Source organism: Halovenus aranensis (genome assembly GCF_900100385.1).
In the GTDB taxonomy this organism is placed as follows: domain Archaea; phylum Halobacteriota; class Halobacteria; order Halobacteriales; family Haloarculaceae; genus Halovenus; species Halovenus aranensis.
This window is the reverse complement of the sequence record NZ_FNFC01000006.1, coordinates 79,796-95,196: the sequence shown is the minus strand read 5'-3', so window position 1 is coordinate 95,196 and position 15,401 is coordinate 79,796. Positions and strand designations below refer to the sequence as shown.

Below are 15,401 nucleotides of genomic sequence, written 5' to 3'. Positions count from 1 at the left end.
GCCCGACACGTAATTATTAAAACCACAGTAAGGTGATAAAATATAATCGGTAAATCTACCAATGAGGGATTGCATTCCCGTTGTATGTCGATAGATGACCTCGAGCAGGAGATTTCTGATGCAGTAACACATTATTGGGCGAAGCTGTCCGATCAAGAAGAGGCACAAAAGAAGTCAGAGAATACGGCTCGTGGCCGACGAGCTGAGGTTGTTGGTGGCGAACAGATGGACGGACTTGCTGGCCTTATCGAAGATGCACTTGTCGATGCAGGTCTCCCCCGGGATGCGGTACTCCACGATCACGATGCCGTCCTCCCCGGCTACTACCGAGCAACAAAACGCTGGGATATCGCAGTTGTTGTCGATGATGAATTGCTCGCCGTAATGGAGTTAAAGTCCATCGCCAGCTCATTCGGCAACAATCTAAACAACAGAATCGAGGAAGCCGTAGGAAACAATACAGACCTATATCAGGCCTATCAAGAGGGACTATTTGAGCCGTCACCAACGCCCTGGGTCGGATATCTAATTCTGATGGCAGACACAGAAAAGTCGAGAGGTTCGGTTCGAATACGAGAGCCAAACTTTGAGGTTGATGATGAATTCAAAGACGCCTCCTATATTGACCGGACTGAACAGCTGTGTCTTCGAATGGTTCGCCAACGTCTTGTCGATCAGGCCGCGTTCCTCACCTCCCCGAAAGATGGAGGAATCGAGGGCAAGTATAATGAGGTTAACCCTGAACTGACATTTAGCCGGTATCTTTCTTCTCTCGTTGCACATATACAGAGTCATATGGACTACGAGCAACCAGACATTCAGGACTACGAGTCCGATTCTGCGGAGTAACCAGTCTACTGGAACACTTCCATTGTGAGGTTTTCGTAGTTAGAAAGCGTTCCTCGCTCTTTCTCGATTCGCTCTTTTGCGACCTCGAAATACTGCTCCTCGAGCTCTACCGAGATTGAATTTCGGCCACATCGTGAGGCTCCGACAGCTGTCGATCCGGACCCCGCGAACGGGTCAACGACAGTATCACCAGTAAACGAGAACATCCGTATCAATCGCTCCGCGAGCTCGGCCGGGAACGGCGCTGGATGGTCGGTCTGTGGTTCTCCTTTGATATCGTCCCACAATTGCCGGAACATCTTCTGGTGTTCGTCAGCTTCGATTAGGCTCAAAATCCGTTCCGCAGTAGACGGTGACCGGTACCCGCCAGGCTTGCGGAATAGCAGAATGTACTCAATATCGTTTTTAATGACTGCCCCAGGCTCGTACGGCTTCCCCAAGAACCGAGCGTTTCCGCCTGCCTCAAGACTTGCATTCCCGATTTTATACCAGATGATCGGTGCGAGATTGTCGAATCCCAGGTCAGTGCAGTGTTCCTGAATCGTGGCGTGGAGAGGCAACACTCTGTGACGCCCGTACTCACTACGTGAACGGAGAACATCGCCGACTACCACACACATTCGACCTCCAGGAACGAGCTTCTCGTAACACTGCTTCCAGACTTTATCGATCTCCCTGTTGAACTGTTCGTAACCTTCGAGATCGCCCAGCTGGTCTTCACCACCGGTACCGTTCTCGTAGTCCTTGATATCGAAATACGGTGGTGACGTGACAACCAGTTCAACACTCTCCTCCTCAATCATCGAGAGGTCTCGAGCATCCCCGAGATAGAGTTTATGATCCGAAGGGAGCGATTGAACCGACTTTTCTACTTTCCCCATTCGTCCCTTATCCCGCGCAAGTGCAGGTAAATCAGATTTGAGGTCACGGTCAGACTTCTCGAGGAGATCACGGCAACTCTCCGGAACATACTCGCGCATATCGAAATCCTCGTTCATTACGTATTACTGGGATACTCTTTGGTTTTAAACCTGTGTCTATATTGGCTCACTTGTTGTTCTAATCTCACTCTCTCTACCCCTCCTCCCGCTGGAGAGAGGTACCTGCTATTTCTACAAGAGCTCGAGAACAGAGCCAGCCCCGACATTCACCACAAGGCCCGGACCCGGAAGCGACCCCCCTGCCATGGGGGGTTGACCCGGAAGCCCGGCCGCACGCCCCGAGCGGAGCGACGGGGCCACTCGTCACTGCGGTAGCCCGGTGGCTGGCTCAAAATTAAATCTGGGCTTCTTATTATATAACTGAACCAACCTATTCCAAGTACTCAGTCTCACTGACCGTGCTGTCGTAGAGTAGCCATTCTCCTTGATGTGGTCGCATATCAAATGTCTGCGTGAGACGGTTGTCCCTAAAGCCCTCGCTGTCTATTCGGGTAGTTTGCACAACTTTGGCCTCTGCCTGCTCTTCACTAAGCATCTCAATTGACTCAATAGTGATGTCAACCGTCAATACATCAGGCGAAAATCGCTCAAACATTGTTTCGAGTTGTCTCCGCGATGCGTCATAGACTGGGGATTCTGGATGCACTGTTCCCATGTATCGCTCAATGTTGCCGTTGTCGAACGCCTCAGCCTGCGTCCGGATGACTGTCTCGATTTTGCCCTTGTCACCACCGCTACTGGTACCACTATCTCGGAGAAAAAAGTACCAGCCACCACCAGCAGCAGCCGCGACCATGCCACCACCAGCCAACAAGATGTTCCGGCGGCTTCGACCCTGTGAATTTCCTACACTAGGAGTACCAGCCCGCTTCCTCGGACTACTATCCCGCTGCTGTCCCCTACTCGCTGCCCGTTGACCACCAGCGACTGCGCCGCCAGTCTGTTGGCCACCCTTAGATGTCAATTCCGTTCCACATTGGTCACAATAGCTAGCTTGATCACTGTTCTCTGTCCCGCACTGTGGACAATATACCATACAGAACAGGTATCAGATTGGGCTAATAAGTTTAGGGATTATATGTGGATACAGAAACAAAAATGTATATCGAGAGATAACTATTACAACATCATCTAAACAGACTTAGCCTGTGTCCCGGTTTTATTCCCTGTCTCCTTCATTACGCTGCATCAGTACAGCTATGCCAAGCATTGGTAAGTAGACTCCGAGAAATGTGGAAGTTCCTGCTATTCCAAATATCAATCTATCGCCGACTGGAAGCAATGCTTCATTGAATTCGGCTCGGTATAAGTAGTGGCTCTGTTGAAATCCTCAGAGAGTTACATGTTCGCCGTGTAATTCGATGAGATGAAGGCCCTCCCGAAGTCGCAGATTCTCCGATTTACTGAGAAGGCGATCCATTTGGCACGCCGAGCGGTTTCTCGATACTCCTCGAAGTTCTCCAAACATCGCTATACACTTCCCCAGCACGTTGTTTTGCTGTGTCTCAAAGTTCGGAAGGACACGACCTATCGTGGCCTGCTTGACGAACTGATCGAGATGCCGCGCATTCGTCACGCCCTCGGATTAGCTGAACTTCCTACGCCATCAACGCTTTGTAAGGCGTTCAACCGGCTTGATATGGCTGTCTGGCGTGCCATATTGACTCTCTCAGCGACGCTACTTCCGACGAGCGGTGTCGTTGGAGTTGATGCGTCAGGATTCGACCGCAGTCACGCCTCAAAACACTACACGAAACGAGCCGAACTCACGATTCAGCAGCTCAAAGTGACGTTGCTGGTCGATACGAAAGTGAACGCAATCCTCGATCTCCACGTGACGACAACACGAAAACACGATAGCCAGATTGCGCCGTCGTTGATCAAGCGCAACCCCGAGGATATTGGCATTCTACTCGGTGACAAGGGCTACGACGACCAGAAGATCAGGCAACTTGCCCGGCAACACGAGGTTCGGCCACTGATAAAGCATCGTGAGTTTACATCGCTCCACAAGGCATGGAACGCGCGCTTAGACGCTGATCTCTACGGCCAGCGGAGTCAATCCGAGGCGGTCAACTCAACGCTCAAGCGGAAGTACGGTGCGTTTGTTCGCTCCCGACGATGGTGGAAGCAGTTCCGTGAACTCACTATTGCTTGTCTCAGTCACAACATTGACCGATCACTCTGAGCAGTCAATACCTAGTCTGTACTGAACGATTCTTGGGTCGCCTGTACCGACCACTGTCCGCGGAACGGCATCGCCACTGTTTTTAGACGCGCGTTGGATATTTGACTGATGCCCTCCAACAAAGCGACAGCCGCCGCCCCGATAGCAACCGGCGTCCTTCTCGCCGGGACGGCTACACGAGAAGTCGCACAGCACGGACTGGAACTCTGGACGACGCTGGCGCTCGCCGGTGGCCTCTCCGCGGTTGCTGTCGGCCTCGGCGTTCTGACCGGTCGTGGGTTCGACTCCGACGACCGCGACGGACACCACAGCCGGACAACAGTCGCGCTCGTCAGCCTCGCACTGACGAGTCTCGCCGTCGCGGCGGGAATCGCGCTGGCGTAGGCGACGCCAACCGACCCGCGTTACGTCCGATACGCGCTCAACGTCTGCTGTAGTCCGGGATACGCAGCGGCGCACGCCGCCGCAGTTTCTCGATAGGGAGCCTTCATCCTCTCACCAATGCCCGAGAGCCCGGTGACCGAGACGCGCTGTGTATTCAGCACGACCGCAGAAACCTACTCATTCCCCGTCAGGAGCGTCGTGCGAGATACAGAGGGTGTATGCAGCAGGGTACCTGTGAGAACAGCGCTCTCAGAACGTCGGTGGGCTCGAAGACCTTCCGTCTATCACGCAGTGATGAGGTCGGGTGTCAAGAAGAGAATCACGAGGAGACTCATCAGTACGGTAATCGCCGTGAGTCTCAGGACACCAGCTTCCCGTCGGCGGGATTTCGGCAGAGACTCGGCAATACCGGAAAGGGCCATCCCGACGCTCATAAACAGTGTAGAGTAGAACGGTGTTGCTCCTTCCACAATAACGTAGTACCCCTGCTGCCCGGCCAGCAGGAGTGCACCACAGAGGAACACCAGTCCAAGGGGACGACCAGAGGGCTCGCTAAACAGCGTTTGGTCGATGATGGAGGGCATCGAGCGTGTGATTATCCGCGTGGAATAAATATGTTGCGCGTTCGCCCACCTGTTGCTGGAATCTCCATACCTGTGCCGAGCGAACGGTGCCGATGGCGCTGACCGACTCGCGCCCTGTATTCAGCACGACTCCAAGAACATATCACCTGCTGAGGATTTCAACAGAGCCTAAGTAGTATATACTCGAAGCAAACGCAATGTTTAAAATGAGATATATTCCGGTAAATAGGGTCCCTTCCAGTGTCCATATCGGTATATCAAATCTAACCTCTTTCACGTGGGTTCTGTCTAAGTCAATATTCGATGCTAATATTGAAATTCCAGCAAATCCGATTGAAATGCCTGTTATCAGTGCAGTTGCTACTTCAGTAGAGGCCATATTTTAGTTAAATATTGGATGTCTCGGCTTCGGATGGTCTTCTACATCCAATTCGCCTTCCAAGTACTGCTTACCCCACGTTGTCAACTCTACAAAGTCCATATCAATCGTAGCGAACGTTACCAAGTCCGCATCTGCCAGGACCTCACACCGCTCCTGTACCTGTGCTTCAGTCGCGTGAATGTTTGGCAGGTCTGCCATCCGTGCAGCTGTCGAAAACGACTCGTCTCGGAGGTGTTCAAGAATACGATCATCGAGGGACCACTGCCACTGGGCGGTTCTTCGTATTGTCATGTTTCAGGCGTTGTTAGTGCTTTCAGTAGCGTGATTCTCTCCGCTTCCGGTGCTCTCCTCTATGTACACCTTCCGCTCGGCGTCGTACTCCTCGTCGAGGTAGGCCTTCCCCTCCTCAGTGATGATGTAAGCCCCGTTACCGACCGGTTTTAGTAGTCCATTCTCTGCCAGCTTTTGACAGCGCCGTGAGATGTGCGCTCGTGAGACTCTGATGAGGCCACTATCTTTCAATTTCTTTGGTGTCCCATGACCGTCATTTTCCCGTATCCACTCTAGAATACGGTCATCCCAGACACTTTGCCACGAACCAGATCTACGCATTCTATTAACAGAAAAACGCGCTACTACCTAATAAGCCTCAAACGTGCGTAATTGTGTCTTTTGTAGCTATCAATCCGACCGTTACATTTATGCACAGCACGTGTGACATAGAAATCGCGGGCCACTGACTGATGGCTCTCCGTCATCAGAAACAGGCCGTGCTGGAACACGGCCCAGAAGGTGGCTCCCCAGTGCAATCATGCAAGACGGAACCACTGTGGGGAATCAACCCCACACGACCCCAGTAGCGTCGGCACCTGAAAAAACTGCGGATGCGACAGACTACCGACTTCGCTGTCCTGACTGCGGCTATACCGAGTTCAACAGTAGCTACGCAATCCTCGCGTCCCGGCAGCGAAACACGCCGTGCCCGAACTGCGACCGAATGCTCGGCCTTTCGAAGCGGAGTGGTCCGCAATGACGGCCGTCGCCCAGCTCGTGATTGAACGCACCCTCGGCAGAACGCGAGAAGGCGGCTCCTGCGCGCAGTGCAACGCTGACTACAGAGGACAGCCCTACGCCGACTGTGGCTATCGGGTTCTCGCCGAAGTAGAACCCGGCCTGGTCGAACTCGCCTGCCTCTGTGGTGACTGCCACTCTCGCGCCACCCAGGAGGGTACGCATGAGTAACCTGCCAGTCCGTCCGAGCTGTACGTTTTGCTCCACTGACGGGCTACACACCGCGCCGTGTGCGCGTTGTAGAGTTGCCCTTTCGAAACTCACCCAGCCGGGTGTCACTGTCGTCTCTAAAGAGGGAGTCATCATCGAATGACAGAACGCCGAACTCCTCCCGATGACCTCACCGTCGACGAAGCGATACAGCAGTACCTACGCCGACTTCGCCGGGACAAAAACGAGTCGACCGTCCGCACCTACCGGCTCGACCTCCGCCAGTTCAAGCAGTGGTGTGACGGGGAAGACATCGAACAGATCTCGATGCTGACCGGGTACGACTTCGAACTCTACCAGGACGACCGCGCTGCTGACCTCTCACCCATCAGCCTCGAAAAACAGATGATGCTCCTCAAGCGATTCATCAACTTCTGCGAAGATATAGAACTGGTCGAACCCGGCCTCGCCGATGCGGTCCATGTTCCCCAGGCGGACCCCGACGACCGCGTGAGTAAGGAAAAACTCGAAACCGAAGACGCCCGCGCCCAGCTCCAGTTCTTCCGGGAGCGCTCGAACGGCCTCTACGGAACCAAGTGGCACGCGGCCCTCGAAGTTCTCTGGCACACTGGCGCTCGAATCGGTGGCCTCCGTGCGCTCGACCTCCAGGACTACGACAGCGACGACCTCGTGCTGTCGTTCCGACACCGACCCAAGACCGGGACGCCCCTGAAAAACAAGCGAAACGGCGAACGCGACGTGGGGATTCTCCCGGCAGTCGCCGACGCCTTAGACGAGTACATCGCCGAACACCGAAACAACAAGCACGACGAACACTCGCGGGCACCTCTGTTCACTACGCGGATGAAGATGGCTCGACCGTCACACAACGGTCTCCGGTGCTGGGTTTATCAGGCTACTCAACCCTGCTGGCACACCGACGACCCCTGCCCCCACGACCGGAAGCGCGACACTTGCGACTGGACACAGAGCAGTAAGTCGTCAAAGTGCCCATCCTCGCGGTCTCCCCACGCGATTCGCACCGGCTCGATAACCTTCCACCGCGACCAGGGCTTCGACCCAGAGGACACCGCCCGACGAGTCAACGCATCACTTCGAACGATTCAACGACATTACGACCAACCGAGTCGCCGCCAGGAGCTCGAGGAGCGGCGTCGACCACAGCTGACGAAACTCACTCTGGAGGACACTGAAAATGATAACTGAAAACCGCAAGACAGCAGAGCGAAAGACTCCGCCCGAACCCACTACACTTCCTGTACAACCGTTCTGAAACGAGCACGGACAGTCGTCTACAATTTCCGTCTCGACTAACGAAGAAAGTAACCCCGAGTCTGCACCCAGTTTGGGTAGAGATAGGAGTACCGGCAGGTTGGCACAGCCCAGAATCTACCTGTATGGCCCTCCCAGCACATTCCAGCCCCAGGCCGAGGTGGGAGACTCCAAACGGTAATACCCCAACTGCGGTCGAGATTCGTCCGCCTTCAGGCAGAGGAGAATGTCAATTGCCAGGTCGGAAATCCCTGTTTAATATCTTCTGCTCGTTACATATTACCCCCCGTTTATAAAACCAGCAGGATAGCCCAGGCAGCAGGTTGATTGTACTTCGACGGCACCAAACAGTGTATGTCTGGATACGACCCCGACGCAGAGGTTATTGGGAAGTACATACTGGCATTCATCGAGTCAGCTGGCGAAGTGTCACCAGTCTTCGAGAGTAAGGTTCGGAGCAAGTTCGAAGAGAATACCGGTGAAATCAGACCTGACGAATGGTACACAGCAGAGGACGTGAAACGTACGTACGAGTCGATTTTGGCGGACGTGGGACCGAAAACGATGAAAAACGGCGGGATAGAAACGGCGAAAGCCTTGCCCTTCGAAGAGGACAACTCCGTTGCGGAGGCACTGGACTTGCTTTGTGAGGAGCACACGAGCAGCGAGGTATACAGAAATACCGCGAGCCGCCAGCCGGCAGGCCAATACACGTACGAGGTTAACGGTCGGTCAGCACACCTTGGTGCGACAGAAGACTACCCGTACACGAAACCGTTCGTCGAAGGTATCTACAGAGGACTGATTCGAAAATACGGCACAGGGGCCACACCGGAGTTCGAGGAGACAACACCTAGGCCAGACGAGGGGTTTGCCTGGCATGTCGAGTGGTGAGCGAAGCTCCGCACTGTCACAGAGCTTCTCAGCGTCTGCTACTCTGAGACGAGATCGTCGTTTTTCGCGACAACTTCGTCGCGTTTTCGGTCGACAAACAGCGAGTCGGTCGATTCGGAGTCACCGGATACGTCGTCTTCTGCATCGCTCCCTTCGAGTGCTTCGAGCCGCGCCACAGAAACAGCCCTTGCGACCGACAGCGACCGGTGGGTTTGGTCGCCGACGACCTCGATTTTGTTCCGCGCCCCGCCGGGAACGTAGACGAACTCCATCGGCTCGATGACCAGCGTCTGGTGGCACCCGTCCTCGCGTTCCATGGTGTATTTTGCCCGGCCGGCGAGACAGAGGTTCACCTCGTCGAGACCGGGCGTGTGGGTGTGCCAGTCGAGTTGCTCGTCGGGGTGCAACTCGAAGTACAGACACCGGAACTCGTTTGTCCGGATGGTCTGTGGCGGATGAGCAACGTCGTCGGCGTCGGCACCCTTTGCCCGTGCTGTCTGAATCTTGTACATCGTCTGCTCGGGGAGGTGTGCGAAGGCACGCTCCTCGGGCGTCAGTGTCGCGTTATCGCTCTCTGGGTCTGACATAATTGTAGCTGTGTTGCTGTCTGCTTGGTTGTTGTCCCAACACGTTGGCTGTCCCATCGAAGGGTCGCTGGCTGTCAGTCCGCCGGCAAAGATATATCGAATCGCTCTGTGAGCACGTCGTGCCACGCCTCGGGCGGAACTGACTCTTCGTGTTTCTCTGCACCGACGTACTCGACGAGCGTCTCGGAATCGAGGTGGACCAACCCGTTGTCAGTCCCCACCGAGACCGAGGGCGACCCGGTGAACGTCGACTCGGGAGCGCGCTGGAGGTAGTCGTTCGTCGCCTCGAAATACGAGAGCGAGCGGGGCGTCTCGTCGAACACGTAGCGGTCGGTCCACTCCTCGTCACCGTCGTAACGAAACGCCACGCGGTGGGTCACGTCGGGACGCTCGGAGTCGACAACGCGCCACTCGACCCCGACATCGTCGGTCACTGCCGAGCCATCTACCGGAATCGGCTGTCGAATCTTCGGCAGTCCCATCCCTACATCGACTACGTAGCGGTCGTCGAGATGGACCACGTTGGCGTGGTGGTTTGCCGGGAGTTCGATACCACCGTCGCCGGTAATTCGCGCAGCCACGCGGTCGACCTCGTAGCCAAGGGCATCGAGCAGCCAGTGAAAAAGTCCATTGAGCTCGAAGCAGTAGCCGCCGCGTTCACGCTCGACGATTTTCTGGTACAGCTGTGGCGTCGAGAGCGTGACGCCGGCTCCCTCAGTGTCACCGTGTGGGTCGCCGACGATTGCGAGATTCTCGAACGGCACCGCTCTGACGTGCGCGTGTGAGAGTCGCCGAAGTGGCGCTGGCCCCGGTTCGTCGACAGTTGACGGGTCGAGGCCGATGCGACGTAGGTACTGTTCTGGCGTCATCGCTGTCGCGTGGCTGGTACAGTTCTCGTCCGAACAGACTGGTGATTCGGTCGCATACACGGAAAACGAGCGGTGAGAGTATCAGTGTTTTCTGAACCGAGTTTTGGTACGTGAGCTGAAACGACCGGCCTACATGTAGCCGAGGTCGCGCAGACGCTCCATCAGGTCTTCTTTGTCCTGTGCGCGGCCGGCGCGCTCGGTCGTGTCTTCGAGATTCTGGAGCCAGGCGGGTTCGTCGGTCGTCTTCTCGGTCGACACCTCAGAACCCAGCGACCGGAAACCGGCGACGTATTTCGGCGAGATAGGAACGTCTTCCCACTCGACGCCCTCGGGCAGGTCCTCGCCAGACTGGGGGACGTAGCCCTCGTCGGGGAATTCTGCTGCTTCTTCGGGGACGACGTAGTGCCAGAAGGCGTCCCAGACATCGGCTTCCTTGAACTGCAGGATTGGGTGCACGCGGTCGTGTGGGGGGTACGTGTCGGGGTCGTGACGCGGCGAGAAGAACGTCTCGTCGGCGCGTGCCTCCTGTTCGTCCCAGCGAACGCCAGAGATTACACCATCAATCTCCTGGTCTTCGAGGGCGTCGTTGAGCGCGACCGTCTTGAGGAGGTGGTTGCCGACGTAGGTGTCGAGCAGGAACGGGAACGTCTCGTCTTCGTATTCGAGAATCTCGCGAACGTGGTGCTGATTGTGGGCGTCGAGTGCGCCGACAGGGATGTCGTCGCCGGGTTCGAGGCCCTGTTCGGAGACGTACTCACCAACGCTCTCGTTGCGCGCGTAGACGAGGTCGATGTCCCACACATCGGCCCAGTGTTCGACGAAGTCGGTAATCTCGTCGAAGTGCTGGAAGTGGTCGATGAACACCGCGGTCGGTTTCTCGTAGCCGAACTCGTCGGCGACTTCGTTGATGAAATACAGCGTGAGCGTAGAGTCTTTGCCGCCAGTCCACATCACGGCCGGGTTTTCGTACTCCTCGAGACCCTGCCGGGTTACCTCGATGGCTTTCTCGATTTTCGCTTCAAGCGACGGATATGCTGTCGGTTCCTCGCTTTCGCCGTCGGCGTAGTCGACATCGACGTAGTCCGGAAATTCTGCCGTCATAACTCAACTGCGACTCCTGTGTTTCATCAAGCTTTCCATTCAATTCGAGGGCTCTAGCCCACGAGACTGCGCCCTTCCATCTCTCGGGTGTCGGCGTCGACTTCCATGAGGTCGAGAATCGTCGGCGCGATATCGTAGAGGTCAACATCCGCGAGCGAGAGGTCTGCCGTCGAGTAGAGACAGGCGTTCCCGAACTTGTGCATCCCGTTGCGTGCTTCTTTGGCGAATATCTCATCGCCGTCGTCGAAGCCGGCCTTGAGGTCGAACCCGTCTGCGGGCACGACGACAACGTCTGGCGCAATCTCGGTGTGTGGTCCGTCGAAGACCTCCTCGCCTTTGACGATGCGGTCACAGACCGCGCGGCCGTCCGGCCCGGTCAGCGTTTCGAGGTCGTCGATGAGTTCCTCGCGGACCGTCTCGTACTCGCTTTCGGGAACGACACCGCCGGGCTCGCGGCCTTCGAGGTTGAGATAGAAGCGTCCCGGAATGAGCGAGTACGCCCGTGCGTCGTCGCCGATATCGGCCAGTTCCTCGGGCTCGTCGGTGTCGTAGGTGAGCCAGCCCTGCTGGGCGAGCCACCGGTTACATTTCACCTCGTGGTGGAGTTCGGTGAAGCCGTGGTCCGAGGCGATGATGAGTTCGGTCTCGTCGTCGAGCATGGCGCGAATCTCGCCGATGTAGTCGTCGAGCGTACTGTAGAATTCGAGGAACGCCGCGGCGTACTCCCCGTCCTGGGCGTAGTCCCGGAACAGGAAGTGGTTCACGCGGTCGGTCGCCATGAAGACCCCGAAAAAGAGGTCCCAGTCGTCTTGCTCGACGTAGTGACGGAAGGCTTTGTAGCGCGCCTTGAGTGTCTCGTTCGCGCTCTCGATGAATGCGGTCTTGTCGTCGTCGTGGCCGAGGCTGGCGTCGACGTCGATGTTGTACGCGAGGTCCGACAGCGTCGCTTCGAGTTCGGAGTCGCTCGCCGCCTGTTCGAGCGAGGGCGAGAGAAAGCCCGAAACCTGTCGCTGGATGTCCTCGGACGGTGGGAAGGTGACGGGAACGTTGAACACAGAGGCGTTCCTGTCGGCGTCGGTAACCACATCCCACAGCCGGGGCGCCTCGACGTGTGCCCCGACCGGAACGTACGTCTCGTAGGAGTCAGACTTCCGGTCCTGGAAGCCGTAGACGCCCGTCTCGCCGGGGTTTCGCCCCGTCGTCAGCGCCGGCCAGCAGGCGCTCGACTCCGGGGGCACGATGCTGGATATCTGCCCACCGGCACCCTCTGTTGCAATCGCGTGGAGGTTCTCGAACACGTCGGGGTGGTCTTCGACGAGGTCGTACGGCACACCATCGATACCGAGAAAGACGACCCGCGGGCCGTCATCGCCGCGCAGGCGGTCGAACAGTCCCATATCGCTGGCTGAGGCTCCGAGACTGTAAATAGGTGCTGTCTTCGGCGCGTCTTACCAGCGCCATACTTGAAACCCCACAGTATCGTGGTTGTGAAGTCATCCCGGTACACTCCTAACCCCGCGTATGGCGACAGAGCGACAGCGCGTCGATTGGCTCCAACCGCGTCGCATCGAAGACTGGTTCGTCTTTCTCTCAAGGGGGTCACTGCTCGCGGTGACGGCCGCGGCTGTGCTGGCAGCCGTTGCTGGGGTGTCCCTCGATGTCGAGACTCAGATGCTCGTCTATCTGGTTGGCATGGTCGTTTTGAACCTGCCCCACGGTGGCTTCGAGCACTTCGAGAACGTCCGCCACCGTGGCGTCCCGTTCGGCATCAGGTACGTCGCGGTCTATCTGGCGGTCCTTGTGGCCTTCGTGGCTACCTTTTTCGTTGCGCCTATCCTCGCGCTCGGCCTCGCCTTCGTGACTGCAATCGCTAAAGGTGGCCACGGTGACCTGCACGTCCTCGATGCCGTCGTCGGAAGCGGTCACCTGGAGTCGCGAGTACAGCGCGGGCTCGCGGCGTTCGTCCGTGGCGGCGCTATCATGATTGTGCCACTGGTCGCACAGCCCGAGGTGTTCTATGGCTTTTCGTCGTACATGCTCTCGATGTTCGACCCCGGTCTCACCGGCGTCCTCTGGGAGCGGATGGAACTCGCCCGGAGACTGTTCGGTGGCTGTTACGGGGTCGCGCTCGTGGCACACCTGCTTCTGGGCTATCTCCGGGGCGGAGCGTCGACGACGTGGCTCGTCGAGGCAGGTGAAACAGTGCTGTTGGTCGCGTATTTCGCGGTCGTCCCGGTCGTCGTCGCTGTCGGGCTGTACTTCCCGCTGTGGTACTCGCTCCGACAGGGCGGGCGGTCGGCCGTCGCACGTCGCCAGGCCGCGACAGAGACTCACTCGACGGGCTTCGTGCTGGGGGTGCTTGCCGCGGGCGGCCTCGTTACGGCCGCTATCGCGGCTGCGTTCTGGCTCGCTGTCCCGAATCCGCTCGGGAACGCCGACCTGCTTCCCGGGCTGGTCGCCTTCTACACGATATTTGTCTGTATCGTTGCCCTCCCACACGTCGTCGTCGGCGAGTGGCTCGACAGTGACCGCGGCATCTGGTACGTCCCATGACCGGGGACCTGTGCGGCCAGTCCGTCGGCGTCGTCGGCGCTGGAGTCGGTGGCCTCGCGGCGGCGGCCTATCTCGCCCGTGACGGCGCGGACGTGACGGTCTACGAGAAACTGTCTCAGGTCGGCGGCGTGGCAGGCCGAATCGAAGACAGTGGCTTCCAGTTCGACACCGGGCCGTCCTGGTATCTGATGCCCGATATCTTCGAGCGCTTTTTCCGGGCGTTCGGTCACGAGCCAGAAGACTTCTACGATCTGACCCGTCTCGACCCCAACTACCGGGTGTTCTGGACCGACGGCGACAGGGCCGATGTCCCGGCCGACCCGACGGCGGCCGCGGAGTTGTTCGAGTCCTACGAGGGCGGGGCCGGCGAGGCGTTGCTTGCGTATCTCTCGGAGGCAGAGCGGGCCTACGATATCGGGCTAAATCGCTTCGTCGTGCCCGGACGGTCACGGTTTCGCGACTACCTCTCGCTTGACGTGCTCCGGTCGGCACACGGCCTTCGACTGCTCGGGACGATGGACGACCACGTCACGGACTACTTCGAGCATCCGAAGCTACGCCAACTCGTCGAGTACACGCTGGTCTTTCTCGGCGGGTCGCCGTACAACACGCCGGCACTGTATACACTGATGAGCCACGTCGACTACGGGCTGGGCGTGTACTATCCCGATGGCGGGATGGCCGCCGTCGTAGACGCGTTTGAAGCTGTCGCAACCGAGCAGGGGGCCGAGATTCGGACAGAGACACCAGTCTCACGGCTCGACCCCGGGGAGCGAGAAGTCACGCTCAGCCACAGTGACGGGACTGCTACCCACGACCGAGTGGTCTGCAACGCGCCGCCGGCCCACGCCGAGCGCGAACTGTTCCCCGAGGATGTAGTCGACCGGCCGCGCTCACAGTGGGAGGATGCGACGCTTGCACCCTCTGCGTTCATGCTGTATCTCGGCGTCGAAGGGAATGTCGACCCACTGGAACACCACACGCTCGTGTTGCCAACTGACTGGGACGACCACTTCGAGCGTATCTTCGAGGTCCCAGACTGGCCCGAGACGCCCGCGTACTACGTCAACGTCCCGTCGAAGACGGACCCGACTGTCGCCCCGGAGGGCTGTGAGACCGTCGTCGTCCTCGTCCCGGTCGCGCCGGGGCTGCCAGACGACGAGGACACCGTCGCCGAGTTCCGGGCGCAGATTCTCGACGATATCGCGGCCACCGCAGGCGTCGACCTGCGCGACCGTATCCGCGTCGAGCATCGGGCGACTGTCTCCGATTTCGAGCGGCTGTTTAACAAACAGCAGGGGACGGCACTCGGCGTGGCACACACGCTCAGACAGACCGGCCCCCTGCGTACCGGCCACCGCGTTCCCGGCGCCGACCGCTGTTACTACGTCGGCGGCGATGTCAACCCCGGCATCGGGGTGCCGATGTGTCTCCTGAGCGGCGAACACGTCACCGACGCGGTGCGCGAAGACGTGGCCGACCGAGGGGTGCTCGACGCACTCCGGTGACAGGCCGAATCCGACCCAGTTTTAGTCGTCCGGCGAGATTCTCCCGG

Annotated in this window: 17 protein-coding genes and 1 pseudogene; 7 read left to right on the top strand and 11 right to left on the bottom strand. The window is 57.9% G+C overall.

Features of this window, described 5'->3' with window-relative positions:
• Positions 1–84: 84 nt before the first annotated feature.
• A complete protein-coding gene (locus tag BLR34_RS07590) occupies positions 85–849 on the top strand; it encodes a PaeR7I family type II restriction endonuclease (RefSeq protein ID WP_092701534.1) in 765 nt (254 codons plus the stop codon).
• A 5-nt stretch (positions 850–854) separates the two neighbouring features.
• Here the strand turns inward: BLR34_RS07590 and BLR34_RS07585 are convergent, their stop codons facing one another.
• The 3 genes and pseudogenes from BLR34_RS07585 to BLR34_RS17570 all read right to left on the bottom strand — a co-directional run.
• The gene (locus BLR34_RS07585; RefSeq protein WP_092701531.1) at positions 855–1,847 is read right to left on the bottom strand and encodes a DNA-methyltransferase; all 993 of its coding nucleotides are present in this window, start codon (positions 1,845–1,847) and stop codon (positions 855–857) included.
• 313 nt (positions 1,848–2,160) lie between these two features.
• Positions 2,161–2,586 (bottom strand): hypothetical protein, encoded by a 426-nt coding sequence (locus BLR34_RS17365; protein ID WP_245683194.1) that lies wholly within the window; start codon positions 2,584–2,586, stop codon positions 2,161–2,163.
• A 171-nt stretch (positions 2,587–2,757) separates the two neighbouring features.
• Positions 2,758–2,826: pseudogene (locus BLR34_RS17570) on the bottom strand (zinc-ribbon domain-containing protein); the annotation flags it as partial.
• Between the two features lie 330 nt (positions 2,827–3,156).
• Between BLR34_RS17570 and BLR34_RS07575 the strand changes: the two are divergent.
• Positions 3,157–3,978 (top strand): IS5 family transposase, encoded by an 822-nt coding sequence (locus BLR34_RS07575; protein ID WP_092701525.1) that lies wholly within the window; start codon positions 3,157–3,159, stop codon positions 3,976–3,978.
• Positions 3,979–4,086: 108 nt separating this feature from the next.
• Positions 4,087–4,362, top strand: coding sequence for a hypothetical protein (locus tag BLR34_RS07570; protein WP_092701522.1), 276 nt, complete (start codon positions 4,087–4,089; stop codon positions 4,360–4,362).
• 284 nt (positions 4,363–4,646) lie between these two features.
• Here the strand turns inward: BLR34_RS07570 and BLR34_RS07565 are convergent, their stop codons facing one another.
• The 4 genes from BLR34_RS07565 to BLR34_RS07550 form a co-directional block, all read right to left on the bottom strand.
• Entirely contained in the window at positions 4,647–4,946 is a 300-nt protein-coding gene (locus BLR34_RS07565) for a DUF8011 family protein (RefSeq protein ID WP_092701519.1), read from the bottom strand.
• Between the two features lie 142 nt (positions 4,947–5,088).
• The gene (locus BLR34_RS16615; RefSeq protein ID WP_143414137.1) at positions 5,089–5,325 is read right to left on the bottom strand and encodes a hypothetical protein; all 237 of its coding nucleotides are present in this window, start codon (positions 5,323–5,325) and stop codon (positions 5,089–5,091) included.
• A gap of 297 nt (positions 5,326–5,622) precedes the next feature.
• Positions 5,623–5,940 carry a transcriptional regulator gene (locus tag BLR34_RS07555; RefSeq protein ID WP_092701513.1) on the bottom strand — a complete coding sequence of 106 codons (318 nt, stop codon included), beginning with the start codon at positions 5,938–5,940 and terminating at the stop codon, positions 5,623–5,625.
• A gap of 330 nt (positions 5,941–6,270) precedes the next feature.
• The gene (locus tag BLR34_RS07550; protein WP_092701510.1) at positions 6,271–6,564 is read right to left on the bottom strand and encodes a hypothetical protein; all 294 of its coding nucleotides are present in this window, start codon (positions 6,562–6,564) and stop codon (positions 6,271–6,273) included.
• A 144-nt stretch (positions 6,565–6,708) separates the two neighbouring features.
• Between BLR34_RS07550 and BLR34_RS07545 the strand changes: the two genes are divergently transcribed.
• Together BLR34_RS07545 and BLR34_RS07540 are read left to right on the top strand one after the other, a co-directional pair.
• Positions 6,709–7,776 carry a tyrosine-type recombinase/integrase gene (locus tag BLR34_RS07545; protein ID WP_092701507.1) on the top strand — a complete coding sequence of 356 codons (1,068 nt, stop codon included), beginning with the start codon at positions 6,709–6,711 and terminating at the stop codon, positions 7,774–7,776.
• 420 nt (positions 7,777–8,196) lie between these two features.
• The gene (locus BLR34_RS07540; protein ID WP_092701504.1) at positions 8,197–8,736 is read left to right on the top strand and encodes a hypothetical protein; all 540 of its coding nucleotides are present in this window, start codon (positions 8,197–8,199) and stop codon (positions 8,734–8,736) included.
• Between the two features lie 38 nt (positions 8,737–8,774).
• Here the strand turns inward: BLR34_RS07540 and BLR34_RS07535 are convergent, their stop codons facing one another.
• From BLR34_RS07535 to BLR34_RS07520, 4 genes are all read right to left on the bottom strand, one after another.
• Positions 8,775–9,323 (bottom strand): cupin domain-containing protein, encoded by a 549-nt coding sequence (locus tag BLR34_RS07535; RefSeq protein ID WP_092701824.1) that lies wholly within the window; start codon positions 9,321–9,323, stop codon positions 8,775–8,777.
• Between the two features lie 74 nt (positions 9,324–9,397).
• A complete protein-coding gene (locus tag BLR34_RS07530) occupies positions 9,398–10,192 on the bottom strand; it encodes an arylamine N-acetyltransferase family protein (protein ID WP_092701822.1) in 795 nt (264 codons plus the stop codon).
• Between the two features lie 129 nt (positions 10,193–10,321).
• Complete coding sequence (locus BLR34_RS07525) at positions 10,322–11,293, bottom strand: phosphoadenosine phosphosulfate reductase family protein (protein ID WP_092701501.1); 972 nt, start codon at positions 11,291–11,293, stop codon at positions 10,322–10,324.
• Positions 11,294–11,346: 53 nt separating this feature from the next.
• The gene (locus BLR34_RS07520) at positions 11,347–12,690 is read right to left on the bottom strand and encodes an alkaline phosphatase family protein (RefSeq protein WP_092701498.1); all 1,344 of its coding nucleotides are present in this window, start codon (positions 12,688–12,690) and stop codon (positions 11,347–11,349) included.
• A gap of 124 nt (positions 12,691–12,814) precedes the next feature.
• On the opposite strand from BLR34_RS07520, the gene BLR34_RS07515 reads away from it, so the two are divergent.
• A complete protein-coding gene (locus tag BLR34_RS07515; protein ID WP_218120863.1) occupies positions 12,815–13,846 on the top strand; it encodes a Brp/Blh family beta-carotene 15,15'-dioxygenase in 1,032 nt (343 codons plus the stop codon).
• The gene (locus BLR34_RS07510) at positions 13,843–15,354 is read left to right on the top strand and encodes a phytoene desaturase family protein (protein ID WP_092701495.1); all 1,512 of its coding nucleotides are present in this window, start codon (positions 13,843–13,845) and stop codon (positions 15,352–15,354) included. Before BLR34_RS07515 ends, BLR34_RS07510 begins: the two co-directional genes overlap by 4 nt.
• Positions 15,355–15,401 lie beyond the last annotated feature (47 nt).

What these genes read in the sequence shown, in the direction of transcription:
- BLR34_RS07590 (WP_092701534.1), top strand. Translation starts at nt 85, where the DNA reads ATGTCGATAGATGACCTCGAGCAGGAGATTTCTGATGCAGTAACACAT.
- BLR34_RS07585 (WP_092701531.1), bottom strand. Translation starts at nt 1,847, where the DNA reads ATGAACGAGGATTTCGATATGCGCGAGTATGTTCCGGAGAGTTGCCGT.
- BLR34_RS17365 (WP_245683194.1), bottom strand. Translation starts at nt 2,586, where the DNA reads ATGGTCGCGGCTGCTGCTGGTGGTGGCTGGTACTTTTTTCTCCGAGAT.
- BLR34_RS07575 (WP_092701525.1), top strand. Translation starts at nt 3,157, where the DNA reads ATGAAGGCCCTCCCGAAGTCGCAGATTCTCCGATTTACTGAGAAGGCG.
- BLR34_RS07570 (WP_092701522.1), top strand. Translation starts at nt 4,087, where the DNA reads ATGCCCTCCAACAAAGCGACAGCCGCCGCCCCGATAGCAACCGGCGTC.
- BLR34_RS07565 (WP_092701519.1), bottom strand. Translation starts at nt 4,946, where the DNA reads ATGCCCTCCATCATCGACCAAACGCTGTTTAGCGAGCCCTCTGGTCGT.
- BLR34_RS16615 (WP_143414137.1), bottom strand. Translation starts at nt 5,325, where the DNA reads ATGGCCTCTACTGAAGTAGCAACTGCACTGATAACAGGCATTTCAATC.
- BLR34_RS07555 (WP_092701513.1), bottom strand. Translation starts at nt 5,940, where the DNA reads ATGCGTAGATCTGGTTCGTGGCAAAGTGTCTGGGATGACCGTATTCTA.
- BLR34_RS07550 (WP_092701510.1), bottom strand. Translation starts at nt 6,564, where the DNA reads ATGCGTACCCTCCTGGGTGGCGCGAGAGTGGCAGTCACCACAGAGGCA.
- BLR34_RS07545 (WP_092701507.1), top strand. Translation starts at nt 6,709, where the DNA reads ATGACAGAACGCCGAACTCCTCCCGATGACCTCACCGTCGACGAAGCG.
- BLR34_RS07540 (WP_092701504.1), top strand. Translation starts at nt 8,197, where the DNA reads ATGTCTGGATACGACCCCGACGCAGAGGTTATTGGGAAGTACATACTG.
- BLR34_RS07535 (WP_092701824.1), bottom strand. Translation starts at nt 9,323, where the DNA reads ATGTCAGACCCAGAGAGCGATAACGCGACACTGACGCCCGAGGAGCGT.
- BLR34_RS07530 (WP_092701822.1), bottom strand. Translation starts at nt 10,192, where the DNA reads ATGACGCCAGAACAGTACCTACGTCGCATCGGCCTCGACCCGTCAACT.
- BLR34_RS07525 (WP_092701501.1), bottom strand. Translation starts at nt 11,293, where the DNA reads ATGACGGCAGAATTTCCGGACTACGTCGATGTCGACTACGCCGACGGC.
- BLR34_RS07520 (WP_092701498.1), bottom strand. Translation starts at nt 12,690, where the DNA reads ATGGGACTGTTCGACCGCCTGCGCGGCGATGACGGCCCGCGGGTCGTC.
- BLR34_RS07515 (WP_218120863.1), top strand. Translation starts at nt 12,815, where the DNA reads ATGGCGACAGAGCGACAGCGCGTCGATTGGCTCCAACCGCGTCGCATC.
- BLR34_RS07510 (WP_092701495.1), top strand. Translation starts at nt 13,843, where the DNA reads ATGACCGGGGACCTGTGCGGCCAGTCCGTCGGCGTCGTCGGCGCTGGA.